The sequence below is a fragment of the Anaerocolumna sp. genome, from assembly GCF_032079385.1.
Classification (GTDB): domain Bacteria; phylum Bacillota; class Clostridia; order Lachnospirales; family Lachnospiraceae; genus Anaerocolumna.
Genome location: NZ_DAMAUC010000007.1, coordinates 90,810 through 102,829, shown reverse-complemented (window position 1 = coordinate 102,829; position 12,020 = coordinate 90,810). Strand labels below are relative to the sequence as shown.

Sequence of the window (12,020 nt, the reverse complement as noted above, 5' to 3'; positions counted from 1 at the left end):
CTGTCAATTGGAGATGTAAAAATTAATACAATAATACAGATTTTCTTACATTTTTCTTCTGAGTAAATAAAAAGAACTATAAACGAAAGGCTTTACCTTTTATTTCATAGTCCTTTTTATGATATCCGCTATTATATTTTATATAAATTTCTTTTTATTCTGCTATTTCTTCTTTTGATTCTTCTTTCACTTCTTCTTCCGGTAAGCCTTTTACTTCGCGGAAGATCTTCATGAATTCTTTACCAGTAATAGTTTCTTTCTCTACCAGGTATTCTGCAATCTTATCCAATACATCACGGTTTCCGGATAAAAGTGTCTCTGCTTTATCATAACATTCTTTTAAAATGACCATTACTTCTTTATCAATTTCTGCCGCAGTAGCATCTCCGCAATTTAATACTGGTCTTCCGTCCAGATAACGGTTCTCAACAGACTCAAGTCCCATTAAGCCAAACGTATCTGACATACCATATTGGGTAACCATAGCCCTTGCTAATTGAGTGGCTTTTTCAATATCATTGGAAGCGCCTGTGGTAATAGAATTAAATATAAGCTTTTCTGCCGCACGGCCACCGTAAAGAGTAACGATTCTAGCTATTAATTCATCTTTACTCATTAAATACTTCTCTTCCTCTGGAACCTGCATAACATATCCTAAAGAACCCATGGTTCTTGGCACAATGGTAATCTTTTGTACCGGTTCAGAATTCTTTTCTAACGCAGTAACCAAGGCGTGGCCAACTTCATGATAAGCAACTATCTTCTTCTCTTCTTTACCAAGAATACGGTCTTTCTTCTCTTTACCTGCAATAACTACTTCTACAGATTCAAATAAATCTTCCTGTGTGACTACAGTCCTTCCCTGCTTAACTGCAAGAATGGCTGCTTCATTAATCATATTCGCCAAATCAGATCCTACTGCTCCTGAAGTTGCTAATGCAATTGCCTCTAAATCAACGGAATCGTGCATTAATACATCTTTGGAATGGACTTTTAAGATATCAACTCTTCCCTTTAAGTCCGGTTTATCTACAATAATTCTACGGTCAAAGCGTCCCGGACGAAGCAGCGCTTTATCCAAAACTTCCGGACGGTTAGTTGCAGCTAAAATTACAAGACCTTTGGAAGAATCAAAACCATCCATTTCAGATAATAGCTGGTTTAAAGTTTGCTCTCTTTCATCATTTCCACCGCCGTAATGGGTATCTCTGCTCTTACCGATGGCATCCACTTCATCGATAAAAATAATACATGGTGCCATTTGCTGTGCTTGTTTAAATAAATCTCTAACTCTGGAAGCACCAACACCTACAAACATTTCCACAAAATCAGAACCGGATAAAGAGAAGAAAGGCACTTTCGCTTCACCAGCTACTGCTTTTGCAAGAAGTGTCTTACCAGTACCCGGAGGTCCTACTAATAAAGCACCTTTGGGAAGTTTTGCACCAATGCGGGTATATTTGCCGGGGTTATGAAGGAAATCCACGATTTCGGTCAGTGATTCTTTTGCTTCTTCCTGACCTGCTACATCTTTAAACGTAACTCCCGTTTCTTTCTCCACATAAACTTTGGCATTACTTTTTCCGACGCCGCCCATCATACCGCCGCCGCTCTTAGAAATCATTTTAAAGAAGAACCAGAGTACTACATATATAAGTACAAATGGCAATACATAGACCATGATAATATCTACTATAGTTGTACGAGTATCTACTACATCCCCACTGAACTTTACATCCGCTTTAAGCAAACGATCCGATAAGGTATCATCTTTTACATACCCGGTATAATACTTAATTTCATACATAGGATTTTCTTGCTTTTTGGGATCAATTACTATTTTATCGGTTTTAAATAAAACCTCTTTTACTTCACCCTTATCAACCATTTTTATAAATTGGTCATAGGTGATTTCTTTATTACTGCCCTCTTTGATTCGATTTGTCATGTAAGAAAACAGTGCCAAAAAAAGAATAGCAGCCACTAATGTATAGAAAAATGGCTTCTTATTATTCACGTTTGGCCCTCGTTTTTTGTCGTTATTATCCATCCTAACCTCCTGTGCTAAGTCAAAGCTTGTTTTGCTTTGCTTCTTACTTATTCCCCAATGCTTCAGCATTTGCTTCTTTTAGTATATACTGCAAATTGCAATATTTTATAAGCGCTCTTTTTATGAACTTATTTTAAAGCAGCTCTTTTTATGTGAAATAAGTCATGTATTTTGTAAATACTATATTTTTATCAAAATAATCCAATATCTGATAGTTACACTTCATTATAATGTTACTAAACATATAAATCAATACGTTTGAAGTGAAATTTTTGTGACCAAGAAATAAAACTTTCTTAAATATTATTAAGTCTTACATCATTTATTAGGAAAACAATTCCTTATTCCTTGAAATACATATAGATTACGCTGCTGGTAATCTTTTTTATTAGTTTTTCTGTAAGCCAATTACATATATAATTAAAAATACTTTTTTTGAAAATAAAATTTATAGTAGATTTATTAGCCTGTTCGTAGTATAATGTTTCAGTAATTATTTTAACACAAACTTACAAGGGTGTAGGTAATAAAGGTTTGCATTGGATGTACAAACTTATGACTCACCACCCTTATCCGATACACCTTGAGCTAATAACAATGAAAATATTAGTTTCAAGGCTTTTTTCGTTGTAAGAAATAAAATAGCAGCTGTAAACACATTATAAAGGAGGAAACGAAATGGGAGTTAAGTACGTATTTGTAACTGGCGGCGTTGTATCAGGCTTAGGAAAAGGTATCACTGCTGCCTCTCTTGGAAGGCTTTTAAAGGAGCGTGGTTACCATGTAACCATGCAAAAATTCGATCCCTATATTAACATCGATCCCGGAACTATGAATCCGATCCAACACGGGGAAGTATTCGTTACGGACGACGGTGCGGAAACGGATCTTGACCTTGGTCATTATGAAAGATTTATCGATGAGAGCCTCACAAAACAATCCAATGTAACCACCGGTAAAATATATTGGTCCGTACTCTCCAAAGAAAGACGGGGCGATTTCGGCGGTGGAACAGTACAAGTTATTCCTCACATCACCAATGAAATTAAAAGTCGTTTTTACCGTAATGATGGCTGTGACGATACGCAGATTGCAATTATTGAAGTTGGGGGCACCGTAGGTGATATAGAAAGCCAGCCATTTTTGGAAGCCATACGTCAATTTCAACATGATGTAGGTCCCCAAAATGCCATACTGATTCATGTAACTCTAATCCCCTATCTAAAGGCCTCCGGTGAAATGAAAACAAAACCTACACAAGCCAGTGTTAAGGAGCTGCAAGGAATGGGAATACGGCCGGATATTATTGTATGCAGAACCGAACTCCCCCTAGAGCAGGGAATCAAAGATAAAATTGCTCTTTTTTGTAATGTACCAAAACATCATGTCATACAGAACCTTGACGTAGAAACTCTCTACGAAGCTCCTCTTGCCATGGAAAAAGAGCATCTTGCAGATATTGCATGTGAATGTCTGGCATTGGATTGTCCTACTCCAAATTTGTCTGCATGGGAAGAAATGGTGGCGGCGCTAAAACATCCTACCAAAGAAGTAACTGTAGCATTAGTAGGAAAATACACCCAACTTCATGATGCTTACATCAGTGTGGTAGAATCCTTAAAACATGGAGCTGTTGCACACAATGCTTCCGTAAATATAAAATGGATACCTTCCGAAGAGTTGGAGAACTGCAATGCAGCCGAGCTCCTATCCGGTGTGAGTGGAATTTTAGTACCGGGAGGTTTTGGTGACAGAGGTGTGGAAGGAAAAATATCTGCCATAAAATATGCCCGTGAAAATAACATCCCTTTCTTAGGCCTTTGCCTTGGCATGCAATTAGCAATTGTAGAAATCTCCCGTCATGTAATCGGTTTTGCTGATGCCCACAGTGCTGAATTGAATCCGGGCACCACTCATCCGGTAATTCATTTAATGCCGGAGCAAGATGGAATTGAAGACATTGGCGGAACTTTAAGATTGGGATCTTATCCATGTGTGCTGGAGGAAACAAGCAAAGCTTATGAATTATACGGGGAGAAAAACATTCACGAGAGACATAGACACCGCTACGAAGTAAATAATTATTATAGAGAAGATTTTATAAAAAGCGGACTCAAACTATCCGGATTATCTCCTGACGGACGTATCGTTGAAATGATTGAACTTACAGACCACCCCTGGTTCGTAGCCACCCAGGCTCACCCAGAGTTCAAATCAAGACCAAATAGACCTCATCCTTTGTTTAAAGGATTTGTAGGAGCGGCTCTGGAGTATCAGGAAAAACAGTAGTGTAACATTCTGGATAAAATGAAGAATCTCTAAAATAACACATAGAGATTCTTCAACTGTTCCACTTTATTATTTATATTCAGAATAGCATTCGTTTTTTATAATTCCTTATTCGCTTATACTATTATCACTCATTTTTGAAAAATGATAATAAGACAATAATAAAAGAACCAATAAAAATACATATATCCGAAATATTAAAAACGACCTTTTTCAAAAATTTAAAACTAAAGTAATCTACTACATAACCTTTTTTTACACGGTCATAGATATTGCTTAATGCACCACCAAGTATAAGAGATAGGGCCAATTTTAGAATACGGTTATCTTTTTTTGGCAAAAGGAATGCAAAAAACAAAAGGAGGATTCCAAATAAAGAAAGGGAAATAATTTTTACAAGCTGAACATTGTGTTCCAAAAAATTAAGCATTGCACCTTTATTATGGTATCTTTCCAAAATAATCTTACCATTTAAAATTTCCTCGCTTTTATGCATTTCTTTGTTTTCTTCAATGTACTCTTTCACTTTAAGGTCTAGAAAAAATATTATCAAAATTAGTGCTATATAAAACATAATACAATCCCTCCTTTAGAATAGACATCCTTGCCTAATATGAATACTATTAATTATTTGACAGAAATATTACTATTTAAAACTCTAAATTTTTAATTCCATACTTTTATGTTTTAAGCTTTCATGTTTCATGCTTATTTTTCATACTTATATTTTCATACTTTTTATTTCTATACTTTTTTATTTCTATACTTTTACATTTCCATGCTCTTATATTTCCATGCACTTATATTTTCATAATTTTATTTTTCCATAATTTTTTATTTCTATACTTTTACATTTCCATACTCTTATATTTCCATACTCTTATATTTTCATACTCTATATTTTCATACTCTATATTTTCACAATTTTATTTTTCCATAATTTTATTTTCATACTCTTATTCTTCAATATTCGCCCATATCTTTAAGCTTTTCCAATGTTGCTATCCAATCCTGTGATTTACCCGTAAAGTTTTCAGGATTTATAGGATAATGTATATTATAAAGATATCCTTTTTCGCCATATCTTCCTTGTATAATTTCATCTAAATGTATTTCATCTGCACAAACATTAACTACTTCTAAGCACATTAAAACATGGGGATCTCCATCTTTTATCTCACGTTCCCACAGATAACGACATTCCAGATTTAGAAAACATTCTTTGATACGTGGTGCATTTATAATCGTTGCTTGCTCTGCTGTAAGTCCCGACAAAGCTATTTCGTCATTGTCGAATCCATTGTTAGCGATTGTTGCAATGCATTTATCATAAATATCAGCAGAGGGAAAATTCATCACCGCTACCCCTTTTTCCTTTATACTTTGATACATATGTCCAGACTTATTTACACTTGAGAGAATTGCATAAAAGCCACCCGGATTACCAGTAAAGCATGCCCACGATTGTAAACAAGCATTGGGCTTGCCATTGGATTTATAGGAAGTTACAACAAATAGTGGTGATGGTATTGCAGTTACAAAATCCATCCATGAAAAACCGTAAGTCTCCATGTTCCCCATTGACTCCGGAATAGCTGAATATTCTTTTTTCATTAGGTTTCACCTTCCTGTTATTATGAGTATATTTCTATAAATACTACCGTAACCTACTTGAATTTTACTTATCTACTACTCCGCTTTCCACTGTTTTGCAAGCTCATTGTAAGCATCCGCTTGTTCTATATCCCCAAGACTCTCATAACATACAGAAAGTTTTTTCAGAGGATAATCTCCTCCGTAATGGATATTCAGCTCACATTCTGTTTCATAAACTGCATTATAAAACCAAATAATTGCTTCTTTATAATCAGATAAACCAAAGAAATATTCACCTAATTCGTAGCATATTTCAGAACTTGGTTTATCTCCCGCTACATTATTCAAAGAATACTTTAATAGCTTTGCTAAATCATTTTTAAGGTTGCTGCACCTTACCAGGACGCATTGAATAACCTTCCTCTCTTCATATGTGAAGGAATAGGAATCCTCTTCTATAAGTATTTCAAAAAAACTCTCGGCCTTAAGAAAGTCTTCTTTTGTACCGGCAATGAACAATTCTCTTGCATACATATTAATAAGCTTCTTGGATAATTTCTCGCCACGGCCAATTATTTTCTGAAATATTTCAAAATCACGAGGTGCGTGATTACTCATAGGCAAATGTAAAATCTCAATATTACTGTCAAAGATAACTGGTTCTAAATCAATTGATTCATGGATGGGATCAATCCAGCAGAAGCTGCGTACCCGCTTATAGAGTTTCGGACGGTATTCAACGTCAAAATTATATGTTGTATTAAACTGTAGTTGATTAGCATACTTCATTTGAACAATTTCTATCTCTGGAAGCATTGCCTCCTTTAGTTGAAGAAACTTGATCCGGTTCTCCTCATCAATAACCTCATCTGCATCTACTACATATATGTAATCCTTGGAAGCCTTAGAAAAAGAAAAGTTTCTGGCAGCAGCAAAATCATCAATCCATTGAAAGTCATAGATTTTATCGGTATAATTTCTGGCGATATCTTTCGTTTTATCAGTGGAACCAGTATCAACAATAACGATTTCATCTACTATGTCTTTTATACTATCTAAACACCTTGCAAGAATTTTTTCTTCGTTCTTTACTATTAAACATGCACTGATTGTATTCATGTATATCTCTCCTCATATCCTTTGTAAATATGCCTTTAGTATAGCATAGAAAATCACTTTCATCAATTGATACAAATGTAATATATAGCCTTAATTTATGTAGCAAAATCAAGGGATTTAAACACGCGAATTATGAAATAATATGTAAGATATTGCATGCAAATTGCACATAGAATAAAAGAAAAAATTGTCGTTTTACCAATATTGTACAATTTTAAAAGATATGCTATATTTAACTTATGAAATTTCTTTCGATTCTATGGTTAAATTCTGAATATAGGGGATTTAATGTCTGGTATTTCTATCTATTCTATTAGGGGCTGTTGCAAAAATAGATGAATAATCTATTGGAGCATTAGCTCCCTTTTCATGGTATAATTAATTATTCGATTAACCAAATATACTACTAAAGATTATTCCGAACTTGGGCAAACTTATCAACTGTTTTTTCAATTAAGGGTGGAAGGTTTAATTCCTGAAGACTATTCTGTCCATCTGCTGAGCCATGAATTGAAGTATTTAGATTACACATTGCTGTATCAGGCTTATGGGAAATGGAAAAAGCTCCGCTTTAAGGACGACATCAGCAAGAGGGAAAACATGGAGTATGACAAAGAAACAGATAGTTATACCTGCCATAGGATGAAGAAACTGTATCCAATATATATATATAAGCAGAAAAGTGAGAGTGGTTATGAATCCGAGATTAGCATGTATGAATCATTCCATACAAGTGGAGGGAGCATTCGGGGTACTGAAAAATGAACATGACTATGAGTTCCAAAAATTTTTACTCCAAGTGAAATCCAAGGTGAAGCTAGAGATACTTTTACTATGATGGGGTACAACATAAATAAACTCCACACAAAGATATAGAATGAACGGACAGAAAGTTATCTGTTTCCGTTGAAAACATCATAGTAAACAGGGTAAAATCAAAAGGCTTTAAAGTACATTTAAAAAAGGAAAAAACTCATACAACAGGATGTTTCCTGTTTTTTTACATAGAATAAGGGTATCGCTCCATCACTCCATTTTAGTGATTTTGCGACACTCCCTTTTTTACATGCAATTGCATTACCAATTAAAATTATATTATTTAGCCAATTAATATTTTAACTTTTTTACAATAGGAAATCCAGCATCATAGCTAATTAATAATTCCATCTTGTCTTTTAAGACAACCCTTATCGAATTAGCTAATAACAAATCCACATCTTGATCAATTTTATTCTCAAATGCTTTATATGTAATATCAAACATCTTAATAAAATCCGCATCTAAGCCGTGACTACATGATTTTATCACTTCCCCATCAATATCTGATTCCGTGATTCCTATAAAAACCATCTTATTAATGTCACGTACAAACTCACTCTTATTAGCAAAACTGGTCATATCATCCAACTCACCATGATAACTAACAATATAGCACATATTATTAAAATTTCTATACAAGTATTCAAGAGAATATATCTCTTTACTTATGGATTCTTCAATATTGCTTATCAGATATTGAAAATCAAAACTAAATATATTAGAATTATATTCAAAAAAAAGTTTACGCGTATTATTTAAATACGCAGGATAAATATATGCCGAGTTTTCAATAATTAGTTGAAATAACTGAGGACAGAAACGATTACACATATAAGACAAATAAGCCCCATGGGAATGTCCATAGATTATAATTTTCTTCATATTAATTGACATACTCTTACTTTTAATCATATTAATAATAGCTAATACTGCTGTAATATTATCTATCGCTTGCATAATACCCATATCATTAAAATTTTTTATATTTTCACAAGTATTTACATTAAAATTGAGATAGCATTCATTAGCTGAACTTTTCATGTCTTTGTTATTATCAATTTCTGTTATTACTCTTTCAATTTCACTATCTTGAGGTCCTTGCATAAATTCACTTCCAAAATAATTACATTGTAGAACAATTAGATTATATAAGTCACTAAAATTTTTTCGCATTTTTATATAAACATTCGAATCAATACTAGCTCCATATCCCGCAATCAGTAATAAAACTCCAGTATTTTCATTTATCTGTTCAGGCTCCGAATAATCTACTCTAATCTTTCTGTCTTTGTAATTATTATCAGAGTAATTATTTGTATATATACTGCTATGCGCAGGTATTTCAACAGAATATGCTTTTGACATACATTAACCTCCCGTTACTAAATGGAAGCTGTAATTCATAAAACTACATCTCTTAATTTAGCAAGCTTCATTCCTGCAATTTTGGCACCGCCTTCTGTTGCATCTATGATTTCAATATTATTAACATCTTTAATGCGATTTTCTATCCACCTTCTATAAATATTCATGTTCTTACTTGTCAAAACCTTACTTCCATTAATGTCTTCAACTTCTCTTAAATCATTATCTGTAATTTTGTTTACATATGTAGTTTCACAAGCATGATCTAAGGAATTTGTATAAGCAAGATCCAGACCCACAAAAATAATTTTTTTGCATTCAAAACTAATCCCAATATCTAATGCCGTCGTTACAACTGAACCTCCAGTATAAAAAAGTGAATATCCTTTTTCTTTCGCATACTTTTCCGACTTTGTATACCCTTCTTGACATATGAAATATCTTTTACCTTTATAAGATTGAGGAATTTTATAATAAACTGTTGATAAGTATAATAAAGGTGTATCTATATTTTCGATACCATCTATTTGATTATATACGCTGTTATTACCATCTATAATTATTGCAAAATCAGGAGTAATCCCTGCATTAAGTAATTTTTTTAATACAGTTCCTGTCGATAAAATTATTGAATTACTTCCAATTTTTTTAAGTTCTAAATAATTTTTATCAAGAGAAGGTCCCGCTGCAATTATATATAAATTTCTACCTTTAAATTTTTCTTTAATATTATCAACCGGCTCATCCCTTAATAAAATATTGTGTTTAAAATTATTATTTAACTTATGTAATTGGTTCTTAATAGAACTATAAGATACAAAGTAACCTTCCAAAAGTTCTTTCACTTTATTATTTTCTATATTTCTTATAGAAGGATAATAGATGTAAAAACTTGAATCGGGTTTCAAATTTTTAATATGTAAATTTAGCTTGTCAAAACTTGGATCATATACAATTTCAACTCTATCGCTATATAATATTTTATCTATATCAGAGAAAGCAGTAGCGGCTTTAATTATATTAATATCACTTTCAAACACTTTAATTTTGATAGTTTCATCCAGTTCCATAAGTTCATAAACATGATACCCAAGTCCTAATCCATAAATGATATATTCTGTTTTATCATCATCAAACCAGTCTCTTGCAATTAACCCTGCTTCATGAATAACGTTTCCATTGCTATGAATGTAATATTTCTTACCATTATCATATAAAGCTAATGTCATTAATCCACAAGATGTATATTCTACTGAATAGCCTTTTTCCATAAGCTCTATGGGGGTATATGTATGTTTTAACAGATTAGTTAAATCAGGGTCTTTAGCATTTAATGCTTCTATATTCCTAGTATATCGTCTTTGATCAAATGAATAATCTTCTTTATCAATAATGATTTGCTGCATACTTATTAAAAAAGGGAAGAGTAGCGTTTCATACAAATCAGCCAATAATATATAATCATCGTTTTCTTGAGCTCCTAGCAGATTCTGAAACATATAATTTATTTGATTTATATCTACTAATGAAGAATATTCATTAAAATATGATTCATTTGTTATTATATCCGGTATATTTTTACTAAGAACTTCTATAGTCCATGTTGAATATAGTAATGCCTTATTATAATTTTGTAATCTGATATAAGTTACAGTTTTATCCGAATAATTAAGGGCTTCTATATTACTTCTAAAAATATTTCCAATTTCATTTGTCACTTAAATCACTCGTTCCTATAATTTTTTATATGTTTAACTTATCTATTTCCTTCTTTAATTCGTCGATGCTAAGCCACTCATCATTTTTTCCTGAATTATATTCAAAACTCTCTTCAACTAATTTACCACCTAATAGTAAATTTTCCCCTAAATCCATCCACTCAAAATGGGGGTAAACAATATAATGTTTTTCATATTCATATGTCATTCTGGAATCATCTTTAGTTACCATAACTTCATCTAATTTTTCACCTTCACGAATTCCAATTTCTTTAAGTTCTGCATCCGGTAACATAGCCTTTGCCAAATCCGTTATTTTAAAAGAAGGAATTTTAGATATGTAAGTCTCTCCACCCTTAGATTCCTCTAATGCTTTAAAAACTAATTCAACACCCTGTTCTAAAGTAATCCAAAACCTGGTCATTCTAGAATCTGTAATAGGCAGAGTTTTTTCACCTCTGTCTATAATATTTCTAAATATCGGTATTATAGACCCACGACTCCCCGCTACATTACCATATCTTACAATTGAAAATCTTGTATCTTTCTTACCTGAATATGCGTTAGCAGCAATAAATAATTTATCCGATACTAGCTTTGTTCCGCCATATAAATTTATTGGATTTACAGCTTTATCCGTTGACAATGCAACTACCTTTTTAACACCTTTGTCCAGTGCAGCATCAATAACATTCTGCGCTCCATGAATATTCGTTTTTATGGCTTCAAAAGGATTATATTCACACGTTGGCACCTGTTTCATGGCAGCAGCATGTATAACATAATCAACACCTTCAAAAGCTCTGTATAAACGTTCTTTATCTCTAACATCGCCAATAAAGAATCTTACTTTTGACATATCCACTTTATCAGCATATTCCACTTTCATAACGCTTTGTTTAAATTCATCCCTTGAATAAATGATAACTTTATTCGGATTATATTTTGCAAATATCATTTCTAAAAATTTCTTACCAAAGGAGCCTGTTCCCCCTGTAATTAATATAGTTTTTCCATTTAACATTGTTTTCCTCCATGACTTTATCTGTTATTTAATCTAATTA

At 32.8% G+C, this 12,020-nt stretch carries 8 protein-coding genes and 1 pseudogene; 2 read left to right on the top strand and 7 right to left on the bottom strand.

Translation table 11 applies throughout. The features are described 5' to 3' along the window. Positions 1-154 precede the first annotated feature (154 nt). Positions 155-2,050, bottom strand: coding sequence for an ATP-dependent zinc metalloprotease FtsH (ftsH, locus tag RT261_RS07780; protein ID WP_313131431.1), 1,896 nt, complete (start codon positions 2,048-2,050; stop codon positions 155-157). Positions 2,051-2,728: 678 nt separating this feature from the next. On the opposite strand from ftsH, the gene RT261_RS07775 reads away from it, so the two are divergent. Then, complete coding sequence (locus RT261_RS07775; protein WP_313131430.1) at positions 2,729-4,339, top strand: CTP synthase; 1,611 nt, start codon at positions 2,729-2,731, stop codon at positions 4,337-4,339. 127 nt (positions 4,340-4,466) lie between these two features. Here RT261_RS07775 and lspA read toward each other — a convergent pair whose 3' ends face one another. From lspA to RT261_RS07760, 3 genes are all read right to left on the bottom strand, one after another. Then, positions 4,467-4,913, bottom strand: coding sequence for a signal peptidase II (gene lspA / locus RT261_RS07770; protein WP_313131427.1), 447 nt, complete (start codon positions 4,911-4,913; stop codon positions 4,467-4,469). A 389-nt stretch (positions 4,914-5,302) separates the two neighbouring features. After that, positions 5,303-5,953 carry a flavin reductase family protein gene (locus RT261_RS07765; RefSeq protein ID WP_313131425.1) on the bottom strand — a complete coding sequence of 217 codons (651 nt, stop codon included), beginning with the start codon at positions 5,951-5,953 and terminating at the stop codon, positions 5,303-5,305. Between the two features lie 75 nt (positions 5,954-6,028). Then, entirely contained in the window at positions 6,029-7,054 is a 1,026-nt protein-coding gene (locus RT261_RS07760) for a glycosyltransferase family 2 protein (protein ID WP_313131423.1), read from the bottom strand. 540 nt (positions 7,055-7,594) lie between these two features. Between RT261_RS07760 and RT261_RS07755 the strand changes: the two are divergent. Next, a pseudogene (locus RT261_RS07755) lies at positions 7,595-7,930 on the top strand (transposase); the annotation flags it as partial. A 231-nt stretch (positions 7,931-8,161) separates the two neighbouring features. Here RT261_RS07755 and RT261_RS07750 read toward each other — a convergent pair. Genes RT261_RS07750 through pseB form a run of 3 tightly spaced genes read right to left on the bottom strand, consistent with a single transcriptional unit; the run spans position 8,162 to position 11,980 of the window. After that, complete coding sequence (locus tag RT261_RS07750) at positions 8,162-9,238, bottom strand: DUF2920 family protein (protein WP_313131418.1); 1,077 nt, start codon at positions 9,236-9,238, stop codon at positions 8,162-8,164. 35 nt (positions 9,239-9,273) lie between these two features. Next, positions 9,274-10,956: a motility associated factor glycosyltransferase family protein gene (locus tag RT261_RS07745; RefSeq protein ID WP_313131415.1), complete on the bottom strand. Its 1,683-nt coding sequence runs from the start codon at positions 10,954-10,956 to the stop codon at positions 9,274-9,276. 25 nt (positions 10,957-10,981) lie between these two features. Next, positions 10,982-11,980, bottom strand: a complete 999-nt coding sequence (gene pseB / locus RT261_RS07740) for a UDP-N-acetylglucosamine 4,6-dehydratase (inverting) (protein WP_313131412.1) — start codon at positions 11,978-11,980, stop codon at positions 10,982-10,984. Between the last annotated feature and the right edge of the window lie 40 nt (positions 11,981-12,020).

Excerpts from the sequence above, each read along its gene's own strand:
- ftsH (WP_313131431.1), bottom strand. The coding sequence starts at position 2,050 with ATGGATAATAACGACAAAAAACGAGGGCCAAACGTGAATAATAAGAAG.
- RT261_RS07775 (WP_313131430.1), top strand. The coding sequence starts at position 2,729 with ATGGGAGTTAAGTACGTATTTGTAACTGGCGGCGTTGTATCAGGCTTA.
- lspA (WP_313131427.1), bottom strand. The coding sequence starts at position 4,913 with ATGTTTTATATAGCACTAATTTTGATAATATTTTTTCTAGACCTTAAA.
- RT261_RS07765 (WP_313131425.1), bottom strand. The coding sequence starts at position 5,953 with ATGAAAAAAGAATATTCAGCTATTCCGGAGTCAATGGGGAACATGGAG.
- RT261_RS07760 (WP_313131423.1), bottom strand. The coding sequence starts at position 7,054 with ATGAATACAATCAGTGCATGTTTAATAGTAAAGAACGAAGAAAAAATT.
- RT261_RS07750 (WP_313131418.1), bottom strand. The coding sequence starts at position 9,238 with ATGTCAAAAGCATATTCTGTTGAAATACCTGCGCATAGCAGTATATAT.
- pseB (WP_313131412.1), bottom strand. The coding sequence starts at position 11,980 with ATGTTAAATGGAAAAACTATATTAATTACAGGGGGAACAGGCTCCTTT.